The organism is Vibrio sp. B183, assembly GCF_000740665.1.
Lineage (GTDB): Bacteria > Pseudomonadota > Gammaproteobacteria > Enterobacterales > Vibrionaceae > Vibrio > Vibrio coralliilyticus.
On sequence record NZ_JPQB01000005.1, the window covers coordinates 72,936 to 97,746 of the forward strand.

The window sequence follows — 24,811 nt, forward strand, 5'->3', positions numbered from 1 at the left end:
TTTCGATTAGAGTAGTTGAGAGCCTTCAGCTAGCATTCGACGCGCGATGATCAATCGCATGATTTCATTGGTACCTTCAAGGATCTGGTGAACACGTACATCGCGGAAATGACGCTCCATCGGGTACTCTTTGATATAGCCGTAGCCTCCGTATAGCTGAAGTGCCTGGTCACAAATCTTAAAACCGACATCGGTTGCAAATCGTTTTGCCATCGCACAATATGCCGTGGCTTCTGGGTCCTGATTGTCCAATTTGCTTGCCGCGAGGCGTACCATTTGTCTGGCCGCGACCAGCTCTGTCACCATGTCGGCTAGCCTAAACTGTAGCCCCTGAAACTGAGCCAGTTCTTTGCCAAACTGTTTGCGATCTTTGACGTATTGCATCGCCTCATTCAATGCTTGCTGCGCTGTACCTATTGAACAAGTCGCGATATTAATACGCCCTCCATCCAGCCCTTTCATTGCGAAAGTAAAGCCTTCCCCTTCTTTCCCTAACAAGTACTTTTCAGGTACCACAACGTTGTCAAACGTGATGGCACGTGTCGGTTGGCTGTTCCACCCCATTTTGGGCTCTTTACGCCCGTAGCTGATACCTTCCGCATCCGCAGGAATGACAAAAGCAGAAATACCTTTTGCTGAGCTATCGCCCGTGCGCGCCATCACGACTAACACTTCCGTATCACCAGCGCCGGAGATAAAGGTTTTACCGCCATTGATGATGTACTCATCGCCCTGCTTTTTCGCAGAGGTTGTCAATGAAGCGGCATCGGAGCCCGCGTTCGGCTCAGTTAAACAATATGAACCAAGCCAATCGCCAGTAATCAGTTTTGGACAAAACTCTTCTTTGGCTTCTTCAGTGGCAAAATTGGCAATCATCCAAGTCACCATATTGTGAATGGTCATGAATGCTGTGGTGGAAGTACACCCCATCGCCAGTTGCTCAAAGATGATTGAGGAATCAAGACGGCTCAATTGCAAGCCCCCCTGATCTTCTGGTGTATACAGGCTGAGAAAACCTAACTCACCCGCAGCTTTAAGTACGTCTTTTGGAAACAGCTGCTTTTCATCCCATTCTGCTGCCTTCGGCGCTAGTTCATCCATCGCAAACTGCTGAGCGGTTTCAGCAAATGCACGTTGGTCTTCATTAAGTTCAAAATCCATTTGTCCTCCTCTTATCGCAGTTGAATGGTTAAGTTTGGCCCTGTTGGGATATCATCATCAAACCAGCGCGATGTAACGGTTTTGGTTTCGGTATAGAATCGAACTGCTTGCTTGCCATAAGCGTGCAGGTCGCCATAGAAGCTGCCACGCCATCCAGTGAATGAGAAAAACGGCAAAGGCACTGGAATCGGGACATTGATACCCACCTGACCAACCTGAATTTCGTGTTGGTATTTACGTGCAGCCGCACCGTTTGCAGTGAAGATCGATGTTCCGTTGCCGTATGGGTTGTTATTGATCAGTTCAATCGCCTCTTCTAGTGTCTCGACTTCCAGGCAAACTAAAACAGGGCCAAAGATTTCCTGCTCATAGACCGACATATCAGTCGTTACACCTGTGAACAAGGTCGGGCCCAGCCAGTTACCTTCCGGCATACCTTCAACATGGCACTGAGTACCGTCTAGTTCACACACAGCCCCTTGCGCTTTGCCTTCTTCAATCAAACTCACTACACGATTCTTAGCTTCTTTGCTGATCAATGGCCCGTACGCTGCGTTGCCATCATCCCATGCCCCCGGAGTCATCTTCGCCATTTCAGTTTTTAGATCATCGACCCACTCTTTCGAACTTCCAACGAACACCGCAACTGAAATAGCCATACATCGTTGGCCGGCCGCGCCAATTGAACTGCCGACCAAGTTATTGATCACCTGCGCTTTATTGGCGTCTGGCATCACAACCATATGGTTTTTCGCACCAGCAAACGCCTGAACACGTTTATTGAAGTTGGTGCCCGTCTGATAGATGTACTGAGCAACTGGCACAGAGCCTACGAATGACACAGCACGAATCAAAGGATGAACGAGCAGTTTATCGACCTGATTCTTACGGCCATGAACAACCTGAAGAACGCCTTTTGGCGCGCCAGCCTGTTCAAATAGCTCAGCCAAACGCATCGCAGTAAGCGGTACTTGCTCAGAAGGTTTAAGAACAAAGGTGTTCCCTGCGGCGATTGCCAGTGGAAACATCCACAAGGGAATCATGGCTGGGAAGTTAAACGGTGTGATACCACAGCATACCCCTAGCGGTTGAATCATCGAGTAAGTATCAATTTCCGTTGCAACGTTTTCTACGGTTTCGCCCATCATGTTGCTGGCGATATTCGCGGCTTGTTCAACCACTTCAATACCGCGCCAAACATCACCTTTCGCATCAATGGTGATTTTTCCGGTCTCTTTTGAAAGAAGCTCCGCTAGCTCATCATGGTGCTCTTTAAGTAAGTGCTGATAACGCAACATCAAGCGAGCTCGCTCCGATACCGCAACTTCCTTCCAAGATTTAAACACTTCAGCAGCACTTTGAATCGCTTGCTCCATTTCCTGTTCAGTCGCACAAGGAAGTTTGGCAATGACTTCACTGGTTGCCGGGTTGGTCACCTCAACCCATTCATTGGTCTGTGACTGGCAGAACTCACCGCCAATAAATAAGGGAACTGACTGAGTCATAATGATGTCCTTTTCTTTTATAGTGGGATCTCAATACCCATCGCGGTTGCTTCACCGCCACCAATACAGAGTGATGCAACACCTCGCACCACACGTTTGTTGTTCTGATTTCCATCTGTGCCCAAAGCCTGCAACTGACGAAGGCTATGAATCAGCGTGACAAGAATCCTTGCACCACTGGCGCCAATGGGATGGCCCAATGCGCACGCACCACCTTTCACGTTAACTTTCTCGCTATCGAGGCTGAGCTGTTTGACCGCAATCTGCGTCACCACAGCAAAAGCTTCATTGATTTCCCATAAATCCACTTCGTCCACCGCCCAATCTAGCTGTGATAGAAGCTGCTCGATCGCGTAAACAGGTGCTAATGTGAATTCAGCAGGAATACGGGCATGCATTGCATGACCTTTGATAATGGCCAGGGGTTCCAAACCCTGTTGCTTGGCCGTCTGCGCGTCCATCACCACCAAAGCGGCAGCCCCGTCAGATATTGCGCTGGAGTTGGCCGCGGTAATCGAGCCATCTTTGGCAAATGCAGGCCTTAGCTGAGGAATTTTTTCGGGTTTGATTGAGCATGGTTGCTCATCATAATCAAGCGGAGGATCTTTCTTGAGAGCAACAGGGACGATTTCATCGGCAAACAACGCCTGCTGCTGCGCTTCAATCGCTCGGTTAACCGACAAGGTGGCCCACTCATCCATTTGCTCTCGGGTAAATTCAAGCTTATCGGCAATTTGCTGACCGAAGACGCCCATGAGTTCACCTTCATACGCGTCCTGCAGACCATCTAAGAACATATGATCGTAGGTCGATTTATGGCCCATACGCATCCCAGAGCGTGACTCCTTGAGCAGATACGGCGCATTAGTCATGCTCTCCATACCCCCTGCAACAATGCAATTGGCACTACCCGCCCGAATAAGATCGTTTGCCAGCATCACCGCTTTCATACCGGAGCCGCAAACTTTATTGATGGTCGTACAACCTACCGCTTTCGGTAAATCAGCCCCTAGAGCCGCTTGTCTTGCTGGCGCTTGCCCACAACCTGCGGGCAACACACACCCCATATACACTTCATCGACCAACTCTGGCGATAAAGATTGCTCTTCCATTGCCGCCTTTATCGCGACCGCCCCTAGCTTGGGTGAAGAATATTCAGAAAGCATGCCCTGAAAACGCCCCATTGGCGTTCTCTTCGCTGCAACTATCCAAATCTCTTTCTCTTGCATTGCCTGCTCCTCACAAGATTGTTGAGTAACGGCTTTACTACCTCAGCGACTACAAAGCAGCTTAATTCACGACGCCGCTTTCACTTTTCAAAGCCATTTGTTTTTTGCACGGTTATTTTCTTGACGTTTACGTAAGCATAGCACTAACATTTACGTTAACGTAAAGAAACACATTCACAACCTGTAAAATCTTTTTTACCGTCGTAGTGGAAAGTGTGATTGTCTATCACCTAGCAGTTGGGGAGTTTCATCTGGTGGAAACATACAAAATCAGCGAGCTCGCTAAAGAGTTTGATATCACAACAAGAAGTATCCGCTTTTACGAAGATATGGGCCTAATTCAACCTGATCGCAAAGGCAGTATGCGGATTTATCAGCGTAGAGACAGGGTTCGTCTTAAGTTGATTTTACGAGGGAAGCGACTCGGTTTTTCATTGGCCGAGATTCGTGACTTGTTAGAGCTTTACGATACTAATCAAATAGATACCCAGTTGATTAAGATGCTCAAGATCATTGATGAGAAGGAAGCAGTGCTCAAACGTCAACGTGAGGACATCACCATTGTTCTTGACGATTTGAATACTGCTCGTCAGCGATGTGAAGAAGCGTTACAGCGTTCAAAAGCCAGCTAAGCGCCTCACGAGACATCATTAATCTGCCAGGGATCGTAACCAGCAATAACCGCTGAATCGGAGGCGATATGATATCTCAGTACACCCCCCTCAACTTTGGGCTCGATGAGTCTGTGAACATGTTGCGGGAACACGTGAATGCTTTTGCCCGTGAGCACATTGCACCTATTGCGGCCAAAGTGGACGAGGAAAACCAATTCCCGAACCACTTATGGTCGCTAATGGGTGAAATGGGCTTGCTTGGCGTGACCATAGATGAACAATATGGTGGCGCTGCAATGGGCTATTTAGCACACGTGGTAGCCATGGAAGAGATAAGCCGTGCGTCTGCTTCTGTAGCACTTAGTTACGGTGCTCATTCTAACCTGTGTGTGAATCAGATTTTCCGCAACGGAAATGCTGTTCAAAGAGAAAAATACCTACCTAAATTAATCGATGGCTCCTACATTGGTGCGCTGGCAATGAGCGAACCTAATGCAGGCTCAGACGTAGTCAGTATGCAGCTCAAAGCCGAATTAAGCGGTGATCATTATGTGCTGAATGGCACCAAAATGTGGATCACCAACGGCCCAGATGCGGACGTACTCGTCGTTTATGCTAAAACCGACCCTAGCGCAGCTTCACGAGGCATCACCGCTTTCATCATCGAACGTGATTTTGAAGGATTCAGTCACGCTCAAAAGCTCGACAAACTCGGTATGCGAGGCTCGAACACCTGTGAGCTGGTTTTCACCAACTGCAAAGTTCCCGTTGAAAACGTACTTGGTGAAGTAAACCAAGGCGTCAAAGTCTTAATGAGTGGCTTAGATTACGAGCGCGTGGTACTGGCTGCTGGCCCACTAGGTATCATGCAGGCTTGCTTAGACCTTGTTGTGCCTTACGTTCATGACCGTAAGCAATTTGGTCAGTCCATCGGTGAGTTCCAGTTAGTTCAAGCCAAGGTGGCGGATATGTACACCCGTGCCAACGCAGCACGCGCTTATGTCTATACCGTTGCCGCTGCCTGTGACCGCGGTGAAACAACAAGAAAAGATGCCGCTGGCGCGATTCTTTACAGTGCCGAATTAGCAACACAGCTTGCACTCGATGCCATCCAGCTGCTAGGCGGTAATGGATATATCAATGAATTCCCTGCCGGTCGCTTATTAAGAGACGCCAAACTCTATGAAATTGGCGCAGGTACTTCCGAAATTCGCAGGATGCTTATCGGGCGTGAACTGTTTGAAGAGTCACGCTAATGAGGATGTTATGGCAATCATAAAAACTAAAATCAAAACCGACTCTCCCCTGTTCACTAAAAATCAGCAAGCGATGAGTGGACTGGTCGAAAAATTGAACGCAGATGTTGAATCCATCAAACAAGGTGGTGGCGCTAGGGCTGTCGAAAGACAGCGAAAGAAAGGCAAACTTCCGGTACGCGAACGTATTGATCTTCTGCTCGATCAAGGATCAGACTTTTTGGAAGTCGGTCAGTTCGCAGCATGGAATGTTTATGAAGAATCAATCCCTTGTGCAGGTGTCGTTGCAGGTATCGGCAAGATCAAAGGGGTTACCTGTATGGTGCTGGCCAACGACCCATCAGTCAAAGGCGGTACCTACTACCCACTGACAGTAAAAAAACACCTCAGAGCACAAGAAATCGCTGAACGCTGCCACTTGCCCTGTGTTTATCTAGTCGATTCCGGTGGTGCGAACTTACCTCACCAAGCTGAGGTGTTCCCAGACAAAGACCATTTCGGGCGTATTTTCTTTAATCAAGCACGCATGTCCGCCAAGGGCATACCTCAAATAGCGGTTGTTCTTGGGCCTTGTACCGCAGGTGGCGCTTATATTCCGGCGATGGCAGATGTCTCTGTCATCGTGAAAAAACAAGGTACCATTTTCCTTGCCGGGCCTCCTCTCGTTAAGGCGGCCACAGGTGAAATCGTGACGGACGAAGAACTTGGCGGCGCAGATGTTCATTGCCGTAAATCTGGGGTTGCAGACTACTACGCAGAAAATGAGCAACAAGCTTTCCATATGGCGCGAGAAGCACTTGCAAGCAGCAACCAAGAACCTGTGATACCCCAGACAGAAAAGGTGTTGCCACCACGTCTACCCGCTGAAGATATCTACGGCATTGTCAATGCCGATCTGCGCTTGTCTTTCGATGTGAGAGAAGTGATTGCACGCATTGTCGATGATTCCGATTTCGATGAATTTAAGGCTCTATTTGGCACAACGCTTGTATGTGGCTTTGCTCGAATCGAAGGCAAACTCATTGGCATCGTCGCGAACAACGGTATCTTGTTCGCGGAGTCAGCGCAGAAAGGCGCCCACTTTATCGAGCTGTGTGCTAAGCGAAAAATTCCATTGCTGTTCCTACAGAACATTACTGGATTCATGGTTGGCAAAAAAGTTGAGGAAGGTGGCATCGCCAAACATGGCGCCAAACTCGTCATGGCAGTGGCTTGTGCTGATGTGCCTAAATTCACCATCATCATTGGCGGCTCATACGGAGCGGGCAACTACGGTATGTGCGGTCGAGCCTACGAGCCAACGATGATGTGGATGTGGCCTAACGCTCGTATCTCAGTAATGGGCGGTGAACAAGCAGCTGGCGTGCTAACCCAAGTGAAACGTGAAGTCCTGAAACGCCAAGGCGAGCCTTGGTCAGAAATGGAAGAAGGCCAGTTTAGGCAAACCATCGTTGATCAGTATGAGGAGCAAGGTCATCCATACTACGCCAGTGCGCGTCTCTGGGATGATGGCATCATCGATCCGAAAGAAACCCGACATGTTCTCGCCCAAGCGCTTACCGCGACTGAACATGCTCCGATGCCAGATAGCCATTTCGGTATCTTTAGAATGTAGGAGCCTGACATGACCACTCTGAAAGATACCGACTATCTCACTTGCAGCGTCGATACATTCGGCGTTGCAAGTCTATCACTTAACCGGCCAGACAAGCACAATGCGTTCAACGCGCAGGTTATCGAACAGTTGATAGAATCGATTAACTCACTGGCTCAGCGGTCGGACGTTAGATGCTTAGTGTTACGTGGTAACGGAAAACATTTCTCCGCAGGCGCTGATCTTGGCTGGATGCAGTCAATGGCAGATAAAAACGAACAGGAAAATCAGGAAGATGCGTCAAGACTTGCTCAGTTGATGCGCTGCTTGGATAACTTCCCTCACCCTACTCTCGCTGTTGTTCATGGCTGCGCGTTTGGTGGAGCTCTGGGGCTCATTTGCTGCTGTGATGTCGCGATTGCTGATCATAGCGCCTTGTTCTGTCTCAGCGAAGTAAAGCTAGGACTGGTTCCAGCGACCATCGGGCCCTATGTGAACCGCGCGATTGGTGCTCGCCAGTCTAGGCGTTACATGCTGACTGCTGAACGTTTTGACGCTAACAAAGCGCTTGAGATTGGTTTGATTCACGAAGCCGTCGAAGCCAGCGAACTGGAGAAAGCCGTCACTGAAATGGTAAATCAGTTGCAGCTTAATAGCCCTGCTGCGCTTACGCAAACCAAAGCTCTGATTCGAGAGTGTGACTCTCAGGCGCTTGACGATGCTTTAATTGAATACACCAGTCAATTAATCGCAAAAGTCAGGGTATCTGAGCAAGGGCAAGAAGGTCTTAGAGCTTTCTTTGATAAGCGACCACCAAATTGGGCAATGGGAGGCCGTGAATGACGACGACCTCGTTACTACCAGAGTCAGTCAAGATAGTTGAAGTGGGTCCTCGTGACGGTTTGCAAAATGAGCAAGCCGTTTCAACCGAGGCAAAAGTCGCGCTGATCAACCAACTCTCTTCCTGTGGGCTCACCCACATCGAAGCCGGATCATTCGTATCACCAAAGTGGGTGCCACAAATGGCGGACTCGTTAGAAGTCATGTCCAAAATTACTCGCTCCTCGAATGTTACATACGCCGCTTTAACACCCAACATAAGAGGGTTTGAGCAGGCACTCGACGCCAATGCTAACGAAGTTGCGGTATTCACATCCTCTTCAGAAGGCTTTTGCCAAAAGAATATCAACTGTTCTATAGAAGAAAGCCTTGAACGATTTCGCCCAGTAGTGGCTCAAGCAAAAGACAAAGGCATTCCGGTTAGAGGTTACTTATCCTGTATCGTCGATTGCCCTTATGACGGCCCAACCGAACCCAGTCAGGTCGCCAAGGTTGCTCAAGCACTGCTTGATCTTGGTTGCTATGAAGTGTCTCTTGGAGACACGATTGGTACGGGTACGCCGTTGCGAGTTGCGAACATGCTCGACGCGGTTTTTGAGCGAGTGCCTTCACAACAGGTCGCTGTTCATTTCCATGACACTTGGGGACAAGCGCTTGCCAATATATACCAAGCTCTTCAAATGGGCGTTCGTGTTGTAGATAGCAGCGTAGCAGGTTTAGGGGGATGCCCTTATGCCGCAGGCGCTTCTGGTAACGTAGCGACAGAAGATGTGGTTTACCTTTGCCAAGGTTTAGGGATTGAAACAGGCGTAGATCTAAACCGTCTCGCTCAGGCTGGATGGGAAATCAGCGACGCCTTAGGGCGCCAGCCGACTTCCAAAGTTTCACTGGCTTTGCGTAGCTAACAAACTCTCTCTATTTTTGGGCTGATAGGATTGAAGTAACAAGCAAACCATTATCAGCCCAATTCCTCCCCACCCTGACACGCCAATATGCTCTCCGACTACGACTACGGCAAATACTGCTGCTACAGCAGGCTCAAACAGCGTCAACAAACTCGCTTTGCTGGCAGACACCGTTTTTAACCCATAACCAAAGCAGACATAGCCAAGAAACATTGGAACAAACGCCATGTACAAAGCGACGGATGTATTTATTGGTGTCGCAAACAAATTACCACCAGTAAAAAACAATGAAGGTAACAACAATAGTGAACCCAGCCCGAAAATACTCCCCATCGCAGATTTGGAATGTATGCCTTCAGTGATGAGCATTTTGGCTGCCCACGCGTAAGTGGCATAGGTGAAACCCGCAAGCAATCCGAGCGCTATTCCTATGAATTTCATGTGTTGAATATCAGTTTGTGTGGAAGTTGATGTCTCTGATAGAGTCAGTAAAAGGATACCAGTTGCGCCCACGATGAGGCTTATAACCCAGCGGGTATCGATTGTTTTCTCTTTGCCAAACAGGCACTCCAGAAATGCAACGAAGAATGGCGCACTCGCGATAGAGACTACCGTCCCAATCGCCACACCGGCCATTCTCATAGAGCTATAAAACGCGAGAGGGTAAACGGCCAAAGCAAGTGCTCCGGTCAGCAAAATAGCTTTATTGGATTTCAATATGCGCCGATCTTTTCTGATCGTGTTGCAAGCAAACAGAGCCAGGAGAAGTCCACCCACACCCATAGAAAAAGCACCAATAGCCAACGGGCTTATATCAGGCGCATACGTAGCTGCGGTACCAGTCGTCCCCCACAATAAAGAAGCAAACAGGATGACCAGAACTCCAAGATGTTCATTGTGTGTTTTTAGCGTCTGACTCATAGCTGTACTCTTTGTATTTATCATTTTGATAAGCACAGCTTAAACAAGCAAAGAGCATAAGACTTTGCAGAAAAGACACTTTACTTGATTTTATAGACTCAATTTCATCAACCACGTAGCTCTCGGGGAGACAGCCCAAATGATAATGAAAAACGTCGGCTAAAGGCTGACAGGTCAGCGTACCCGACTCTCTCCGCTATTAACTGAACTGGGATATCTGTATGCGTAAGTAGTGCCTTGGCTTTTTCCATTCTTTGCTTGGTCACGTATTGCAGAACACTTAATCCAGTGGATTGTTTAAAAATCTTTTTAAACTGCGTCGGGCTCAAACAGGCAACCTTAGCTAAGTTATCTACCGTAATCTCTCTGGCTAGGTCTTCCTCAATATGATGCAGCACGGCTCTAACCCTATGATCAAGTTGCTGCCCGGCCTGTTGTTCCGCCAATAGCTTCATAAACATGTCGACCATTGGCTCTTCGATGGTAGGGGTTACCCGATGCTGAAGCTGAGATTCAACAAATGTTAGGTAGGACTGAAGTGGTGAAGAAATCGGAAAAACCAGAGTCTCCATATTCAATAAATTCTCTGGCAAAGTGTTTAAATCAGCAACAATGAAACGCGCAGCCTCATTAGCGCGAAAATGGTGAAAAGTGTTGGCTTGTATCACCACGCACTCACCGACCGACACTTTTCCTTGATAGCCTTCCAGCTCAATAATGATGGTGCCCAAAATAGGAAGTACAAGTTGATGATGTTCATGAGCGTGACCTCTACGTTGACGGGTATAGGCTCGAATGGTGAGATTGTTTTCCAACATCGGACTGGATTCACTCCACAAAGTGAGACTGATAAAACTTAGGTGTCACAGCAAGTTTCTTTTTGAAATGTCGCTGAAAATGCGCTTGATCTGAGAAGCCTAGATTGTTGGCAACATCAACAATATCTTCTCCAGACTTGAGCATCACTTTCGCACGCTTTATCTTTTCGTCCATAAGATAAGCGTATGGCGGTAACCCATAGTGGTCCTTGAAAGCACGTAGAAGCTGATACTGGCTCATTCCCACTTCCTCTGCTAACGCTTCTAGGGAATGAGAGTTACTCAGTTCATCCATTAACTTCTCGCGCACCACCGCAAGACTTGACAAGCCGGTCTTTGCCATCGGTTTAACTCTCTGTCGAGAAGTAAGCTCAATAAAATCATACAAACAAGATTTCGCTAACAACACATTTTCTTCGCTCTGAAGCGCGGAAAAAAGTGCTAAATACCGTTGCTGAAATTCCGGATGACGCTCTAAATCACTCTCAAAATCTAAGTAGTCATATTGTTGATTCGAACTCATTTCTTGCTGGATTTTTCCCATCTCCAGTGCGTCAACAAACAACATATTATAGGACCAAGTACCTTGGTGTGGGTTACACGAATGAATATCTGCAGGGTTAATAGTAACGATATCCCCCTGCCCAATCTGATGTGTATTGCGTCGATTTCGGTAATCTGCACGGCCCTGATTGATAATGCCAAATGAAAATTCATCATGGGAGTGAGCGTCATAACATGCCGTCGACTGATTGGCGACACGCAACTCGATCCATGGAAGAACCGTACTCTGCTTGAAGCTCGCACTTTTATCTTTCTTCATTCACTCACCATTCCATTCAGAGCCAAATCATCACGACAGACACGCATAACATCATTGCCATGAATCTATTAAATTGGCGGTGAGATCTTGGATTTGCAAGTCGATTTGCTAAAACACGGCCAATCACCGCCCATATGCCAACCCCGATCACACAGATTAATAATGAAACCAGAGTAAAGAGCCACAAGGAATATTGTTCATTTTCCTGTCCTATTACGTAAAGACTTACGCCGGACATCGCTACCAACCATGCCTTAGGATTAAGTATTTGAGTCAAACTTCCGGTCACCCAGCCTGAACTTTGCCCTTGCTGCACAGTGACACCTTGTACCGGCGCTGCAAAGATTTGGTAAGCAAGATAAAACAAGAAGCTACTGCCTATTAACTGCATCCAAAACTCAAGCTTCGGTAACGTTGAAGCCAGCGTTTGTATCATCTGCCCAGAACCAAACACGACGGCAGCATACGCTATCGATGCGCCCAGAACGTGCTTTGACGCCGCCCTTAACCCGTCATTTACCGCAGTGGTTGTCGCCAATAAATTCACTGGGCCCGGTGTCACAGCCCCAACGAATGCAAACACTACCATCGCCAATATCAAATTTTCCATCTCGTTATCTCCTCTTTTTCACCAAGATAATGACTAGGAGAGAGACAGTATTGAACGATATTGCAGAGCATCACTCATTGGAAACAGGCTAAGTAGCAACAAGGCAGCCAGAACATCTATTACCTTTACCATTGCGGTAGCCAACCCAATCTTGCCAAAGCCCCTAAGAACTTGGCCTCTCTTTTCCCAAAACGCGGTTATTCAAATATTTCGAACGAGTATGTTAATTTTCTCCGATTTTTTCTCACCTCATCAGCGCCTAAACTCAGTTTTAACCAATGAGGGAAAGATATAAACCCTCTACCAATGAATTTGAAAAATTTGAGGATGACACTATGAAAGCTCTACTGAAAACACTGACAGAATCAAAAGCAGGTTACAGCGCTCTGGCGCTACGTATTCCAGTTGGGATCATTTTTATGGCGCATGGAGCACAAAAACTGTTTGGCTGGTTTGGTGGTTACGGGCTGGAAGGGACTGGTCAGTGGATGGCATCTATCGGTCTAGGGCCTGGTATTCTAATGGCATTCTTAGCAGGTAGTGCTGAGTTCTTTGGTGGTCTTTTCATTTTGCTTGGCCTTCTTACACGTCCAGCTTCCATTGCTCTTGCATTTACTATGCTTGTCGCCATTTTCTCAGTTCACTTTGAGAACGGACTTTTCATGTCTAACAACGGCTATGAGTTTGGCCTAGCCCTTATGGCTGCGAGTGTATCACTGGCATTATCAGGTTCAGGCAAAGCAGCAGTTGATCAATTTATCGCAAAGAAATTCGCTTAATATCGAACACTGGAGGGCAATATTATGATTACAGTTAGACACTCAGAGGATCGTGGCGGTGCTAGTTTTGGCTGGCTTGACAGTAAACATACGTTTTCCTTTGGAGATTACTATGATCCAAAGCACATGGGGTTTTCTGCTTTACGAGTGATTAATGATGACATTGTTCAGCCAAGTGCTGGGTTTGCTACACACGGTCACAGAGACATGGAGATCATCAGCTATGTTTTGGAAGGCGCCATCGAACATAAAGATAGCGAAGGTAATATTCAAACCTTGCCGGCTGGAGAGTTCCAACTAATGTCCGCTGGCCGTGGAATTTATCACAGCGAATACAATGCATCCGACTCTGATACTCTGCGATTTCTACAGATTTGGATTCAACCAAACACGTTTGGTAATGAACCTGGCTATCAACAGAAGGACTTTGGTAAATCGAAAGGGTTAACGCCTATCGCAACACCCGATGGTCGCAATGGCACTCTGCATATAAAGCAAGATGCCTCTCTTCAACAGTTGATTTTGGCTGCTGGTCAGCGCATTACTTATGAGATTGCACAAGGCAGAAATCTCTACATACACCAAGTAGAAGGACAATTGACCGTCGACAGTACCGTACTGCACTCAGGTGATGGAGCAAAAGTTGAGGCAACGACATCGGTTTCTTTCGAAAACTCAGGAGATGCACCAGTTACTGCTCTAATCTTTGATCTCCCCTAGTTATGTAATCAAGCCTCGGAGCGAGTATGATCTCTGAGGCTTAAAAAGCTTTGGATATCTAGGCTTATATTGCAGCTGGTTGCGATATGAGCTTTAGCATAAGTGCCTCTCTGCGAAGCTCAAGAATATCTTCAATGATTCGCTCTTTTGCATTGAGACCAAAATGTTCCGCATAATTCTTAATCGTATCCACTTCGTGCTTTTCCAACTTATACACATTGCGCTTTAAATACGCTTCAGCTTCGCTTTTGATAAATCCATTATCCTGAAGGTTCTTGATGATCACATCATCTAGCTCACTCAACTTTCTTGTCATTTTCTTCTACTTCTGGCTACAACACTCGTACATCATTCTAAAAAACATGCTAAAGGTGATATTCCGTCGGAAAAATACTCTCAGAGTATGACAAGAAAGTGACAGCGTTCTATAAGCTCTAGAGCGGGCACATTTTACTCGCTGCCCGCCACTTGCAAAGCCTCTCTAGAACCACATTAGGTCAGTTTTAAGAGAGTGACTGGAACCTATATCCTCTCCGCACATTTCATCGTAAGCACTTTGATGAACCAATGACGCACTGTGGTAATGCTGGTCCTTAAAGTGTTCTTTTGCTTGAGATAAACTGAAAAATTTCAGCGGATTTTGATTGGTATCGCGCAAAAGCAATCTATCGCCTTCATCAATCGAATAAGCCAAGTAAATGCCGCCTTCCAATGATTCAATTTGAAGTTCCATACCTTATTCTCCTCTCGTGTGTTAAGAACCTATACGAGAGATACAGTAATTTTGATTACCACATTGTGAATTAGGTTCGTGAATACTCACAAGTGGCGAGTTAAACACCGTGAATCAATATTCATCTAAAGAATATAAATCATCACAAATCACTTCTTATGAGCCTTAACGCAAATTTGTCTGCTGTTCAAACTTTAATCACACAGTTTTATATTTCAGCCGCGAATACAGTATTAACAACTATATTAAAAACCGAATTATCATCAATAATTTCACTTTTCAGAGAAAAAGCAGTGAAGAAGTTCAATTTACCTGTCTAGAGTTAGCGAATATCAGAATTGTTTGCTGGATCAAGTTTTCCGCCAAAGATGTTGCGGACCTATTTATAAAATGAATAATACCCATTTGTTACGCATATGTAACAAACACAACATCTATATAAATAATATTCATATAAACCATAATGCATAGGCAGGAAAAGCATGACAAAGCGTATATCGCTTGCCGTTTTGGCAAGTCTTTTTGCGGGTAGCGCTGCGGCATCCAACTTGGATGACAAAATCAACGAAGTCGTTGCACCTATCGTCAACCCATTTGTAGGTATGATCTTCTCGACCATTCCTTTCCCTTTTACAGACGTGCAGGTGCCTTGGATCGTTCTTTGGTTGGTTGTTGCAGCAAGCTTCTTTACCTTTTACCTTGGCTTTATCAACTTCCGTGGGTTCAAACACGCAGTTCAATTAGTCTCCGGTAAGTTCTCAGATCCAAAAGCCAAAGAAGATGGCGAAGTGTCTCACTTCCAAGCACTGACTACGGCGCTATCTGGTACTGTTGGTCTTGGTAACATCGCCGGTGTGGCGGTCGCAGTTTCTATCGGTGGCGCAGGTGCAACATTCTGGATGATCCTTGCTGGCCTACTTGGTATGTCTAGTAAGTTTGTGGAATGTGCTCTTGGTGTGAAATATCGTAACACCAACCCAGACGGTTCTGTTTCTGGTGGTCCTATGTACTACCTAAGCAAAGGTCTAGCTAAACGCGGTAACGCTGCATTTGGCCGTACCCTAGCAGTTCTGTTCTCTGTATTTGCGATCGGTGGCTCTCTTGGTGGCGGTAACATGTTCCAAGCTAACCAAGCGTTCAAGCAGGTAGTAGGTGTAACAGGTGGCGACGCTTCGTTCTTTGCTGATAAAGGCTGGTTGTTTGGTCTTATCCTAGCTGTCATCGTTGGTATTGTTATCATCGGTGGTATCAAGTCTATCGCTAAAGTGACAGAGAAAGTGGTTCCTTTCATGGCGACCATTTATGTCGGTGCGGCACTTATCATCATCCTAATGAACTTCGACCGCATTGATGACGCATTTGGCGCTATCTTTAACGGAGCATTCACTGGTGAAGGTATTGCTGGTGGCGTAATCGGTGTACTTATCCAAGGTTTCAAACGTGCTGCATTCTCGAACGAAGCGGGTGTGGGTTCTGCGGCTATTGCTCACTCAGCAGTTAAAACAAAAGAACCAATGTCAGAAGGTTTCGTGTCTCTGCTAGAACCGTTCATCGATACCGTTGTAATTTGTACCATGACAGCACTAGTTATCATCATCACAGGTTACCTAGATACAGACACAGGCCTGGCAGGTGTTGAACTGACTTCAGCGGCATTCGGTAGTGCGATCAGCTGGTTCCCATACATTCTTGCTATTGCCGTTGTTCTGTTTGCTTTCTCTACAATGATCTCTTGGTCTTACTACGGTCTTAAAGCTTGGACTTACCTATTCGGTGAGAGCAAAACAGCGGAGCTTATCTTCAAAGTTAAATTCTGTATCTTTGTAGTGATTGGTGCAGCAATGAACCTTGGCCCTGTTATCGACTTCTCTGATGCGATGATCTTCGCGATGGCACTAGTGAACATTATTGGTCTGTACATTCTGGTTCCAGAAGTGAAGCGCGATCTAGCTGATTACCTAGAACGATTCAATGCAGGTAAAGTCTACAAAGTTCAGCAGAAGCAGTCTCAGACTGAAGCGGTTGAGCAGTAAGAAATTTCAATTTCTAACAAACCACAGCCCGGCATTTTCGCCGGGCTTTTTATTTTCGTTTTATGTCCTCTTGCCAACATTCAACCAGATAGTCGATAAACTGTCTGACAATGGGTTGCTGATAGCTGCGAGATAAATACACAGCCCATAGGGCATAACTTGGATAGTGATAGTCATTTAGAATGGAGATCAACTCCCCTTTCTCTATCAGTGGATTCGCTAAGTCACACGGTAACCGAATTACTCCCTTTCCATTAACAGCGACTCTCACTAAAGTACTCAAATCATTCGCTCTAATATTGCCCGATACCTCAACATCCACCGTTTGATTGTCCTTAACGAACAACCAATTTTTGACGTTTAAATGTGTCAAACAGTTGTGGTCTACTAACTCCTCGGCGTGTTTAGGTTCTCCAAATTCGGATAGATAATCGCGCGATGCACATATAGCTGTATCAATTGCCATTAACCTTCGAGCAATTAGGTTATCCGCTGGTTTATCAGTGAAGCGTAATGCAACGTCCACTCTCTCATCCACCAGCTCTGAGTTTTGATCCGAAGCCAATATATCGATGACAACTTGTGGGTGGAGTGACACAAAATTTTGGACTCTATCGATTAGCAGGTTCTGTGCAAATCCAATTGGTGCAGCCACCCTAATTATTCCCACTAAAGCATCTTTGCCACTCATTGAGTCTAATTCTAGCGCAGCAGCCTCATCTAAAATGCGCTGACATCGAACAAACGCCTGCTCACCAGCGTGAGTTAAACTGACTTTTCTCGTCGTACGATGCAATAAACGCTGCTGTAGCCAGTGTTCAACCTCCTGTACATGTCGAGACACCTGCAGTCGACTAATATCTAGCGATTCTGCTGCCTTGGTAAAGCTCCTAGCATTCGCGACTTCAACAAAACTTCTTATTGCGATTAAGCGATCCATAACACGTCACCATTAGTAAACCAGATTGATACAATGTGTATCACATACGCTCATTTATCGCTAGATAGCTATCCATTAGACTGCATTTGTTGTTACGAAATACTGAATCACAAACAGGAGATATGAAGATGAAAATTGCAGTGTTAGGTGCATCAGGTTGGATTGGTAGCCACATCGTAAATGAAGCAAAAGCGCGCGGGCATGAGGTTATCGCTTTAGTAAGAAACCCCGCTAGCTTCGAAACAGAGAATGTTGAAGCACGACAGTTTGATTTACTGGACCAAAATTCTGATATCACCGCCGCAATTGATGGTGCAGAAGTAGTGATCTCAGCGATTGGCGGCCGAGCGGCAGGCAATCATGACATCGTCGCTAAAACCGCAGAAATGCTGTTGACTCAGTTGCCTCAATCTACTGCTTCTCGACTACTTTGGGTAGGGGGGGCAGGCTCTTTGGAAGTGGCACCGGGTATTAAGCTTATTACTGTTCCTGAGTTCCCTGATGAGTATAAGCCTGAAGCTGTAGCTATGGGAGAAGCGTTAGAGGTATTTCGCTCTCTAGAAAGTGACGTCAACTGGACCTTCGTTAGTCCCGCTGCAGATATCTTCCCTGGCGAGAAACAAGCACCTTACCGTGTAGGTGGTGACATGTTGTTGACCGATAGTGAAGGTAACAGTCGTATCTCAGTCGCTGACTACGCCGTTGCCATGATTGATGAACTTGAGTCTGCTAAACACGCCAACCAACGTATTGGTGTCGCTTACTAAACACAAAGGAGCCTAAATGGCTCCTTTATGATTTCTACACGATGGTCATTAATCGACTGTCTACTGATCTAGGTCATATCTCACAAATAATGAAGATGTTAGCTTTCTGCGATCACACTACGGAAGCAACAAATCTATGAACCACATAGAAACTACAAATATTACAGAAGAATCTATCCTAAAAGCAGTTACTAAAGTCGAGAACATCCATAAAGTACAACTCGACAGCTTTAAGCAATATCTTCACAACCACAGCTCAGAAGTTATCGACTCTTTAAAAACAATTACAACCTTTTCTTCACTCGATGAGAAATATCTGCGCATTGATAAGGATTTCACCCAATTTTCTGATAAATCAACACACATATTAGAAGTCTCGCTTTTGCTAAGTTGATCAAACTAGATTTAACCAGCCCCGTATTAAAAGGATATTTGGTAGCTGTTACTCGCCTGATCAAGTGATACAACCCAGCTCAGTTCGGTTTCGTTACTCACCATCGGAACCCAACGAGCATATATCTGTTGCCAGTTACTATTGACTTCCAATGTAACTGTTGAGGTTCTGTCTGGATAAATGGTTGTGATGCGGGATGTCGGATCTGCAATGACCTCACCACTATCGCTGGTAAAGGCTGCTTCTGAATAGAGATGAACCGCCCCATCACTGGATCCGCTATAGTCCACGGTAAACGTGATGATCTGCCCTACATCGAATGAGAAATCTCTTGAGGCAACGATGTCGGCGGTGTTATCTATTTGAGTACTCGCTGCAGCTGGAGTCGTTGCAGATGCACCTCCTCCAGCAGAACCTGCGTCGCCACCTCCCCCACCACCACAGGCAACAAGGGAAAGCGAAACCAGTAAACTTAAAGTAATACGATTTGAATGCTTCATAATCCTCTCCTATTGCGCTGAAATGACACGATCAGTTTTCGGAGACTTGTACCATTCTCCATCTGTGTCTCCATTACTTTCTACCCAAGTCGGGAAGCTCGTATACGCTTTACTTATGTCCATGTATTCGACTGGGTGCTGCCAATCATCCCGAATGTTAATCACCCAAGGCATATTGTTTTCAGTTAAGAAGCATAGCCCTCCACCAGAATGGTCATCATGCTGGTTTAACAAGCTACTATCCATGTTACTGGTGCCTGGAAACTGTTTGAAATGGGTCTGCCACTGCATCCCTGGAAAAGAAGTAAAGAAGTCGCCGTGGTAGGTATTTTCTGCTGCAAATATGAATGAGTCATAAGGAGGATAGCCAATAAGCTCCCGAGAGATTGGAGTCGTCAATTCAACGTTCAATTGGTATCCAAGCACACCAGCTGTTTGCTGTTCCAAACATGCACTTTCGGTCCTATAAAACTTACAGCCTCCTGAAAACACCCCTAAATCCTGCAGATCGTCTTTGACACTTTCCGCGACTATTAGCACCGTTTCGCCGTTGTCTGATTCAAGTACAGTATGCTCAACCTCTACACCGTTACGTGTCACGGTTGCAGAAGATACATTAGAGGGATCGACATTTGGCAATTGAACTGCAAATCCGTTCGAATATCCGGCTCCCATAGCCTGAAGGGTATAATCTATCGTGATACCCTTTAGCTCTCTGACCCCATTTAGGGTTTCTGTAACCCTATACTGCAAAACTACATCATTAAAATCGTAATCTCCCATCAATGGCCACCGGTCTTCAAACGCTATTGTCGCGTAGCTGTCTGAACTTGGGTAAACCGAAGTCACGGTGATGTCTGGGTCATTGTTTTGAGTCAACGTTTCATATTTTGAATCCGTTGAGCCATCAGTATTCACTCCGTCCACAGCCGAAAATGGGGAGATACTTACAGTGAAAATCAGATCATTAAAATCGTTATCACCTTGAGGCCGGCGAATATCCTCAAAACCTAGCACTAGAAACTCGTTAGCGGTATCAATAAATGCCACGTTGTGCCTACGATATTCTGACGTGCTTTCTGGGTTCAACGACGGGTAACTATAAAATGGTGTACCCCAGTTACCTAGGCTAGAAATATTATTGTAGGAACCGCTCCACCCCCAGCCATTGGGAATGATGAAAAAAGCCAAGGTTTGTCCTTCGGTCAGTTGAACGCTCAAATCAATCGAATCACCTTCCTGCATCTCACCTTCTCGTGGCTTTGAGGTATTTGGAAATATGATCACATGAGCGTCAATTTCATCTTTAGAAGTCGGAGGGTTATCAGTGTCGAAAACAAAATACCCTAGACTATTTCGATACCCAGCCCCTTCATTTAGAAAGGTAACGGTTGCTGTCGCATAAGCTGCACCATTCAACTGATCATCGATATCTATACTGGAATAACGCTCAGGCGCAATAAAATCACTGTTTACCACAGTGCCCTCAGGAAGCATTGAATAAACATTCTGAAGAACATCACTCGGGAGAGAATCAGCAACAGAATATGTGTTGTTTGGCTTTCCTTTCGCGGAATAATTGGAAGCATCTGATCCGGACTCAAATGTTAAGTCACTGGTTGTTAAAGCTCCCGAGAAAAATGGGATAGAGGTAGTAGCAAGGAAAATGATACTTTGAAGTTTCATAAAGTCTGGCCCCTTATCTAGAACGAATCGCACTAGAAAGAGACGCAGCAAAAATAATACCTGATATTTTTTATCTTATTTACAACAACTTATAAAAGTTACCTAGCTTATTCTCATTTTGAGAATAAAGATGAATGTTAAAGTACCAAGTCACACTAGGCACTGCAGTTGCCCCCTATGGTTACCTGTTAACTCTCCAAAGCAGGTGTTTCTCTGCATTGTGTATTGATAGCATTTATCTTATTGATATGCTTAAGATATTCGATGACTTCTTGTTCTGGCATCGGGCGGGCAAATAGAAATCCCTGTATATAGACGAAGCCCATGTCTAAGAGAATCTGCAACTGAATGTCAGTCTCTACTCCCTCAACAATAACCGTCATATTACGGCTCCTTGCAAGATTGACCATCGATTCCAGAACAGGCTTCGTACTCTGCTGCTTATCAAGGTTCTTAACGAACACTCGATCTATCTTCATGATTTCAAAAGGAAGCTGACTAACAAAGTTTAAACCAGAGTAACCTGTTCCAAAGTCATCAACCGCTATTCTAATTCCCGTTCGACACAGCTCTTGAATATGTTTTTTTGCTATTTCCAACTCTTCATCGGTATATTCACCATTCTCTGTGATCTCAAAGACAAGCTTTTTGAGGATATGAGGGTGAGCTTTTTGGAATTGCTTAACAATACGGAGTAACCTCGGCGCGATTAGTGTTTTACGGCTTATGTTAATGCTAACGTATTTTCCAATCAAAACGCTTTCATTTTTAGCTATAAAATCAACAACCTGATTAAACACATAATAGGTCAAGCGATTGATCAGATTTAACTTTTCAGCCAAGGGGATAAATATACCGGGAGATACAAACCCTCGCTTAGGGTCATTCCAACGCAGTAATGCTTCACATCCAATAGCCCTATGGCTACTCGCGTCAATGATAGGTTGATAATAACATTCGAAGTACCCTCGATTCAGTGCATCTACAAGCGAAAACTCCAAACTGTTTTTAGCAATGCGTCGTTTGCTAGAGAAGGAATAAGACACGATAACAACGCTAGAAACTAACAGAAACACCCAATATTTATCGAAGATGTAAGACAGGTAGTACACATGACCGGCTTGGGATTTTATAGCAAAAGGGAAACGCTCCCCCTGATACTCACTAAACCTGAAAACCTCTGAATTCGATGAGTTCATCGAAGACTTATTGTCTACAAGTTGACCACTTATCCAAAGATCAAAATCAATTCCTTGAGGAGCAAACTTCTGCTCAATTAACTCGAAAAGATAGCCAGGAGGAATCAAAATACTGACACCACGCTGCTGATCATCTAAGAACAATAGGCCGATTGAGTTAAGACGGTTTATCGCTGCTTTAAAATAGGCCACTGTTTGATGAAGCGGTAAGGATTTAAGCTCTTGATAGATATGAGGGTAAAGATTAAATGATACTTTTCCTTTATTAGTCGCACAGAAAAACTGCCCTCCTTTCCTAAAGACCGCGACCTCCTTCGCCATATGTGTTTCAAACACAGACTGTCGCATCTCAACTAACAGCACGTCACAGCTATCAGCCAGCTTGTTGTCTTTCGCTAAGTAATTAAAGTCATCTTTAATTCTATCGAAGTGTGTTTCAATTTCTCTGGCTGCTTGTTTAGTAGAGGAATCTAAGTGAAGATTGGCGCAACCGATAAGAACCAAAATCAATATTACATTAAATAGGCAAAGCAATAACATTGAAAACAAATGCTTACGAGGTACATTAATACTATCCAACAATGCCATCGCACTCATTTTTCAAACACCCTATATTGCTCCAATTAATATTGATATCTTTATTAATATTATTCTTCGAGGCGCTGTCATGCGGCGCCACACAAAAACATTCAAGATGGCTATGTATCTTTTTTATGAATTAATATTAAGAATAATTTCGAAATGTAACAAAAGTAAGACGTCCAGACACTCTAACATCTTAGTTACGTGATAATAGTCTCATTATGAATTGCGACTTCGCTCGATTTGAAAACCAGAAAGATCGTTTTGTTCACGTTAGCTAGAGTATTCCAACTCCTTGTTTAAACAGTGTATGTGACTCTTTTGGTTGAAGATTGTAGTTACTCATCAAGAGATCAGCGTAATCGTCTAATTGCTTGATTTAGGCGTTCCATAAATTCTGGGTGTTCTTCGAGAAAGCGTTTAGAGATATACAGACCGAACTCTTTTTCCTCTTCAAGGATAACTCCATAACCGCTCAAATTACTGAAATTATGAAGGAACACGACTTCAGCGACTAAGATGGCATCCACCACTTTAATGTCCAACTTTTCAATCAAACCGTAGATATGGGTCGCTGGAGGGACCATTTGATAACCCTGGTTTTTTAACCAATAAGCAGTATTTGTATTCAGTAGACTGGTGACTTTCGCTTGGCTCCTAAAAGCAGAATCATGGGGGGCAAACTTTTCGACATCTTCACTACGAACAATCCAAACCCAACGATTGCTCATTACTGGCTCTGAAAACACCGCATACTTATCACGTTCTTCATTCTGTGATGCCATAAAGAAGCCATCTGAACGCTGTTTTCTCAGTTCAGACAGAGCTCTGCCATGGTTTGATGACACGGTCACGGTGTACTCAACACCGATTGACGATAAAATAGGTAGAACTTTATCTATCCCAATACCCGTTGGTTTACCCTGCTCGTCTATGGTCGTATAAGGTGGGAAATCTGGAAGGAAGAAGTGCATATTATATGCAGCATGGACCTTTGCACTTGCACAAATTAAAACCAAAACGGAAATAATTAACGGCTTTATCATCATTGAGTTTAAGCGTCTCTTTATAATTTTATCTAAGTATAGGTAGAGAATCTCTCTTTGTTATTTCGATAGATTATACAGTGATGAAGCTCAAACTGAAGTTTGCGCTTCATCGCCAATGTCAGGAGCAAATAGACAGATAACTTATGTAACTTGAAGGCTATGGTAGCTTATAATCGTCACCTGTCATGCATACAATCCAAACCAGACTTCCGCCGTTGTATCTGATAACACCTGTCGAGTCGACGTCTTTTAGGCTCTGAATACCGTCAACCTCTTCGTTGATGCCTTTCGCCACTTCCTCAGGCACACTCCAGATACACGCAGCGATTTTGCATGATGTCGAGTTTTCATTACAACCTTCAGGCGTACTCCCTTTGTTCCATTCAGTATCTTCTTTAGCCAGTAATTGAGCAGCAATGTATTCGGGATGGCTGACGTACTGCTCAAACCCAAACCAATCATTGCTGTATGGTAAGTACGGCCCATTCCAACCTTCTATACCGGGGTCTTCAATTAAATTGTCAATCGCCAAATAACCGTATTCGACATTCGTATCTGGCGTGATTTCAAGCGCTCTCCCGGTATCTAACTGATACTGTTTAGCAGCGTTGAGCATTGCTTCCAGCTCACGAGTAACCTGCTCCTGCTCAGTGCTATCGTCGTTGGTGGCTCCAGCTGGTATGAAAACAGAACCAAGTAGCAATGCAATAACAGGGTAGATAGTTTTAACGTTCATAACCTTTTCTTTATGCGAATCAATAGACGGGATGATACAGCCTCTGTGGAATATTCCACCACAGAGGCTGTTACTTAATTAAAGTACACGTTTCATCTGCCCATAATCACCACTGGTTCGTAAAATCACGATTACGGAAAAACCAGCCGTGATTACCGGTAAAGGCAGCCACCAGCTCTCCTTCATCTTCTGGAACGCCTCGGCCTTTCTCATAGCTTATGGAGTTTCCGTTACCGTCTCCATGAGTATCAAAGTTCACTGGCCCACCTTTCAACGTCCAGGTAAAGTTGAAATATCAACCGTTGTTCAGGACTGTGTCTGTAAATAGTGTGTAGTAAAAGCATTCATATGCATACTCTATGCGACTCATAAAATCAAGTTGAAGGCATCCAGTTAGTACTAACGGAATAAAAATTA

General features: G+C 45.1%; 26 protein-coding genes. 10 read left to right on the forward strand and 16 right to left on the reverse strand.

Annotated elements, in window-relative coordinates; translation table 11 throughout:
- Positions 1-6: 6 nt before the first annotated feature.
- The 3 genes from IX95_RS05970 to IX95_RS05980 are packed head-to-tail and all read right to left on the reverse strand — an operon-like array spanning position 7 to position 3,895.
- Entirely contained in the window at positions 7-1,161 is a 1,155-nt protein-coding gene (locus IX95_RS05970; RefSeq protein WP_038157835.1) for an acyl-CoA dehydrogenase family protein, read from the reverse strand.
- An 11-nt stretch (positions 1,162-1,172) separates the two neighbouring features.
- A complete protein-coding gene (locus IX95_RS05975; RefSeq protein ID WP_038157837.1) occupies positions 1,173-2,666 on the reverse strand; it encodes a CoA-acylating methylmalonate-semialdehyde dehydrogenase in 1,494 nt (497 codons plus the stop codon).
- 17 nt (positions 2,667-2,683) lie between these two features.
- The gene (locus tag IX95_RS05980; RefSeq protein WP_038157839.1) at positions 2,684-3,895 is read right to left on the reverse strand and encodes an acetyl-CoA C-acyltransferase; all 1,212 of its coding nucleotides are present in this window, start codon (positions 3,893-3,895) and stop codon (positions 2,684-2,686) included.
- 254 nt (positions 3,896-4,149) lie between these two features.
- On the opposite strand from IX95_RS05980, the gene IX95_RS05985 reads away from it, so the two are divergent.
- The 5 genes from IX95_RS05985 to IX95_RS06005 all read left to right on the forward strand — a co-directional run bounded on the left by IX95_RS05985 (position 4,150) and on the right by IX95_RS06005 (position 9,104).
- Positions 4,150-4,527 (forward strand): MerR family transcriptional regulator, encoded by a 378-nt coding sequence (locus tag IX95_RS05985; protein WP_031342232.1) that lies wholly within the window; start codon positions 4,150-4,152, stop codon positions 4,525-4,527.
- A 68-nt stretch (positions 4,528-4,595) separates the two neighbouring features.
- Positions 4,596-5,765 (forward strand): isovaleryl-CoA dehydrogenase, encoded by a 1,170-nt coding sequence (locus IX95_RS05990; RefSeq protein ID WP_019275779.1) that lies wholly within the window; start codon positions 4,596-4,598, stop codon positions 5,763-5,765.
- Between the two features lie 10 nt (positions 5,766-5,775).
- Positions 5,776-7,380 (forward strand): carboxyl transferase domain-containing protein, encoded by a 1,605-nt coding sequence (locus IX95_RS05995; RefSeq protein ID WP_019275778.1) that lies wholly within the window; start codon positions 5,776-5,778, stop codon positions 7,378-7,380.
- Positions 7,381-7,389: 9 nt separating this feature from the next.
- Entirely contained in the window at positions 7,390-8,202 is an 813-nt protein-coding gene (locus IX95_RS06000) for an enoyl-CoA hydratase/isomerase family protein (protein WP_038157842.1), read from the forward strand.
- Complete coding sequence (locus IX95_RS06005; protein WP_038157843.1) at positions 8,199-9,104, forward strand: hydroxymethylglutaryl-CoA lyase; 906 nt, start codon at positions 8,199-8,201, stop codon at positions 9,102-9,104. The genes IX95_RS06000 and IX95_RS06005 overlap by 4 nt, the downstream gene beginning before the upstream one ends.
- Here IX95_RS06005 and IX95_RS06010 read toward each other — a convergent pair.
- The 4 genes from IX95_RS06010 to IX95_RS06025 form a co-directional block, all read right to left on the reverse strand.
- Positions 9,084-10,025 (reverse strand): DMT family transporter, encoded by a 942-nt coding sequence (locus tag IX95_RS06010; protein WP_038157845.1) that lies wholly within the window; start codon positions 10,023-10,025, stop codon positions 9,084-9,086. The two genes, IX95_RS06005 and IX95_RS06010, sit on opposite strands and share 21 nt — an antisense overlap.
- A gap of 107 nt (positions 10,026-10,132) precedes the next feature.
- Positions 10,133-10,843 (reverse strand): AraC family transcriptional regulator, encoded by a 711-nt coding sequence (locus tag IX95_RS06015; RefSeq protein WP_038157847.1) that lies wholly within the window; start codon positions 10,841-10,843, stop codon positions 10,133-10,135.
- Positions 10,844-10,853: 10 nt separating this feature from the next.
- Positions 10,854-11,666, reverse strand: a complete 813-nt coding sequence (locus IX95_RS06020; protein WP_038157849.1) for a helix-turn-helix transcriptional regulator — start codon at positions 11,664-11,666, stop codon at positions 10,854-10,856.
- 16 nt (positions 11,667-11,682) lie between these two features.
- Positions 11,683-12,276 carry a LysE family translocator gene (locus IX95_RS06025; RefSeq protein ID WP_038157851.1) on the reverse strand — a complete coding sequence of 198 codons (594 nt, stop codon included), beginning with the start codon at positions 12,274-12,276 and terminating at the stop codon, positions 11,683-11,685.
- 335 nt (positions 12,277-12,611) lie between these two features.
- On the opposite strand from IX95_RS06025, the gene IX95_RS06030 reads away from it, so the two are divergent.
- Both IX95_RS06030 and IX95_RS06035 read left to right on the forward strand, forming a co-directional pair.
- Positions 12,612-13,055 carry a DoxX family protein gene (locus IX95_RS06030; protein WP_006960824.1) on the forward strand — a complete coding sequence of 148 codons (444 nt, stop codon included), beginning with the start codon at positions 12,612-12,614 and terminating at the stop codon, positions 13,053-13,055.
- Between the two features lie 24 nt (positions 13,056-13,079).
- Positions 13,080-13,775, forward strand: a complete 696-nt coding sequence (locus tag IX95_RS06035) for a pirin family protein (RefSeq protein ID WP_038157853.1) — start codon at positions 13,080-13,082, stop codon at positions 13,773-13,775.
- Positions 13,776-13,839: 64 nt separating this feature from the next.
- On the opposite strand, the gene IX95_RS06040 is transcribed toward IX95_RS06035, so the two are convergent.
- Positions 13,840-14,091 carry a hypothetical protein gene (locus IX95_RS06040; protein ID WP_006960822.1) on the reverse strand — a complete coding sequence of 84 codons (252 nt, stop codon included), beginning with the start codon at positions 14,089-14,091 and terminating at the stop codon, positions 13,840-13,842.
- 165 nt (positions 14,092-14,256) lie between these two features.
- The gene (locus IX95_RS06045; RefSeq protein WP_038157855.1) at positions 14,257-14,508 is read right to left on the reverse strand and encodes a DUF6482 family protein; all 252 of its coding nucleotides are present in this window, start codon (positions 14,506-14,508) and stop codon (positions 14,257-14,259) included.
- A 482-nt stretch (positions 14,509-14,990) separates the two neighbouring features.
- Here IX95_RS06045 and IX95_RS06050 point away from each other — a divergent pair, with 482 nt between their 5' ends.
- A complete protein-coding gene (locus IX95_RS06050) occupies positions 14,991-16,541 on the forward strand; it encodes an alanine/glycine:cation symporter family protein (protein WP_006960820.1) in 1,551 nt (516 codons plus the stop codon).
- Between the two features lie 49 nt (positions 16,542-16,590).
- On the opposite strand, the gene IX95_RS06055 is transcribed toward IX95_RS06050, so the two are convergent.
- Positions 16,591-17,481 carry a LysR family transcriptional regulator gene (locus IX95_RS06055; RefSeq protein ID WP_038157857.1) on the reverse strand — a complete coding sequence of 297 codons (891 nt, stop codon included), beginning with the start codon at positions 17,479-17,481 and terminating at the stop codon, positions 16,591-16,593.
- Positions 17,482-17,609: 128 nt separating this feature from the next.
- Between IX95_RS06055 and IX95_RS06060 the strand changes: the two genes are divergently transcribed.
- Positions 17,610-18,248 carry an NAD(P)-dependent oxidoreductase gene (locus tag IX95_RS06060; protein WP_038157859.1) on the forward strand — a complete coding sequence of 213 codons (639 nt, stop codon included), beginning with the start codon at positions 17,610-17,612 and terminating at the stop codon, positions 18,246-18,248.
- A gap of 136 nt (positions 18,249-18,384) precedes the next feature.
- Positions 18,385-18,642, forward strand: coding sequence for a hypothetical protein (locus tag IX95_RS06065; protein ID WP_038157860.1), 258 nt, complete (start codon positions 18,385-18,387; stop codon positions 18,640-18,642).
- Between the two features lie 26 nt (positions 18,643-18,668).
- Here IX95_RS06065 and IX95_RS06070 read toward each other — a convergent pair whose 3' ends face one another.
- From IX95_RS06070 to IX95_RS06095, 6 genes are all read right to left on the reverse strand, one after another.
- Entirely contained in the window at positions 18,669-19,142 is a 474-nt protein-coding gene (locus IX95_RS06070) for a hypothetical protein (RefSeq protein ID WP_038157863.1), read from the reverse strand.
- Between the two features lie 9 nt (positions 19,143-19,151).
- Positions 19,152-20,828, reverse strand: a complete 1,677-nt coding sequence (locus IX95_RS06075) for an LruC domain-containing protein (protein WP_038157865.1) — start codon at positions 20,826-20,828, stop codon at positions 19,152-19,154.
- 188 nt (positions 20,829-21,016) lie between these two features.
- A complete protein-coding gene (locus IX95_RS06080; RefSeq protein ID WP_038157867.1) occupies positions 21,017-22,624 on the reverse strand; it encodes an EAL domain-containing protein in 1,608 nt (535 codons plus the stop codon).
- 338 nt (positions 22,625-22,962) lie between these two features.
- A complete protein-coding gene (locus tag IX95_RS06085) occupies positions 22,963-23,583 on the reverse strand; it encodes a substrate-binding periplasmic protein (protein WP_231115555.1) in 621 nt (206 codons plus the stop codon).
- A gap of 232 nt (positions 23,584-23,815) precedes the next feature.
- Entirely contained in the window at positions 23,816-24,394 is a 579-nt protein-coding gene (locus tag IX95_RS06090; protein ID WP_038157870.1) for a hypothetical protein, read from the reverse strand.
- Between the two features lie 106 nt (positions 24,395-24,500).
- Positions 24,501-24,653, reverse strand: a complete 153-nt coding sequence (locus IX95_RS06095; RefSeq protein ID WP_235202589.1) for a hypothetical protein — start codon at positions 24,651-24,653, stop codon at positions 24,501-24,503.
- Between the last annotated feature and the right edge of the window lie 158 nt (positions 24,654-24,811).

Coding starts and splice junctions, on each gene's coding strand:
- IX95_RS06010 (WP_038157845.1), bottom strand. CDS start 10,025: ATGAGTCAGACGCTAAAAACACACAATGAACATCTTGGAGTTCTGGTC.
- IX95_RS05995 (WP_019275778.1), top strand. CDS start 5,776: ATGGCAATCATAAAAACTAAAATCAAAACCGACTCTCCCCTGTTCACT.
- IX95_RS06030 (WP_006960824.1), top strand. CDS start 12,612: ATGAAAGCTCTACTGAAAACACTGACAGAATCAAAAGCAGGTTACAGC.
- IX95_RS06000 (WP_038157842.1), top strand. CDS start 7,390: ATGACCACTCTGAAAGATACCGACTATCTCACTTGCAGCGTCGATACA.
- IX95_RS05980 (WP_038157839.1), bottom strand. CDS start 3,895: ATGCAAGAGAAAGAGATTTGGATAGTTGCAGCGAAGAGAACGCCAATG.
- IX95_RS06045 (WP_038157855.1), bottom strand. CDS start 14,508: ATGGAACTTCAAATTGAATCATTGGAAGGCGGCATTTACTTGGCTTAT.
- IX95_RS06060 (WP_038157859.1), top strand. CDS start 17,610: ATGAAAATTGCAGTGTTAGGTGCATCAGGTTGGATTGGTAGCCACATC.
- IX95_RS05990 (WP_019275779.1), top strand. CDS start 4,596: ATGATATCTCAGTACACCCCCCTCAACTTTGGGCTCGATGAGTCTGTG.
- IX95_RS06005 (WP_038157843.1), top strand. CDS start 8,199: ATGACGACGACCTCGTTACTACCAGAGTCAGTCAAGATAGTTGAAGTG.
- IX95_RS06085 (WP_231115555.1), bottom strand. CDS start 23,583: ATGCACTTCTTCCTTCCAGATTTCCCACCTTATACGACCATAGACGAG.
- IX95_RS06065 (WP_038157860.1), top strand. CDS start 18,385: ATGAACCACATAGAAACTACAAATATTACAGAAGAATCTATCCTAAAA.
- IX95_RS06080 (WP_038157867.1), bottom strand. CDS start 22,624: ATGAGTGCGATGGCATTGTTGGATAGTATTAATGTACCTCGTAAGCAT.
- IX95_RS06050 (WP_006960820.1), top strand. CDS start 14,991: ATGACAAAGCGTATATCGCTTGCCGTTTTGGCAAGTCTTTTTGCGGGT.
- IX95_RS06040 (WP_006960822.1), bottom strand. CDS start 14,091: ATGACAAGAAAGTTGAGTGAGCTAGATGATGTGATCATCAAGAACCTT.
- IX95_RS05970 (WP_038157835.1), bottom strand. CDS start 1,161: ATGGATTTTGAACTTAATGAAGACCAACGTGCATTTGCTGAAACCGCT.
- IX95_RS06020 (WP_038157849.1), bottom strand. CDS start 11,666: ATGAAGAAAGATAAAAGTGCGAGCTTCAAGCAGAGTACGGTTCTTCCA.
- IX95_RS06015 (WP_038157847.1), bottom strand. CDS start 10,843: ATGTTGGAAAACAATCTCACCATTCGAGCCTATACCCGTCAACGTAGA.
- IX95_RS06090 (WP_038157870.1), bottom strand. CDS start 24,394: ATGAACGTTAAAACTATCTACCCTGTTATTGCATTGCTACTTGGTTCT.
- IX95_RS05975 (WP_038157837.1), bottom strand. CDS start 2,666: ATGACTCAGTCAGTTCCCTTATTTATTGGCGGTGAGTTCTGCCAGTCA.
- IX95_RS06070 (WP_038157863.1), bottom strand. CDS start 19,142: ATGAAGCATTCAAATCGTATTACTTTAAGTTTACTGGTTTCGCTTTCC.
- IX95_RS06055 (WP_038157857.1), bottom strand. CDS start 17,481: ATGGATCGCTTAATCGCAATAAGAAGTTTTGTTGAAGTCGCGAATGCT.
- IX95_RS06035 (WP_038157853.1), top strand. CDS start 13,080: ATGATTACAGTTAGACACTCAGAGGATCGTGGCGGTGCTAGTTTTGGC.
- IX95_RS06075 (WP_038157865.1), bottom strand. CDS start 20,828: ATGAAACTTCAAAGTATCATTTTCCTTGCTACTACCTCTATCCCATTT.
- IX95_RS06025 (WP_038157851.1), bottom strand. CDS start 12,276: ATGGAAAATTTGATATTGGCGATGGTAGTGTTTGCATTCGTTGGGGCT.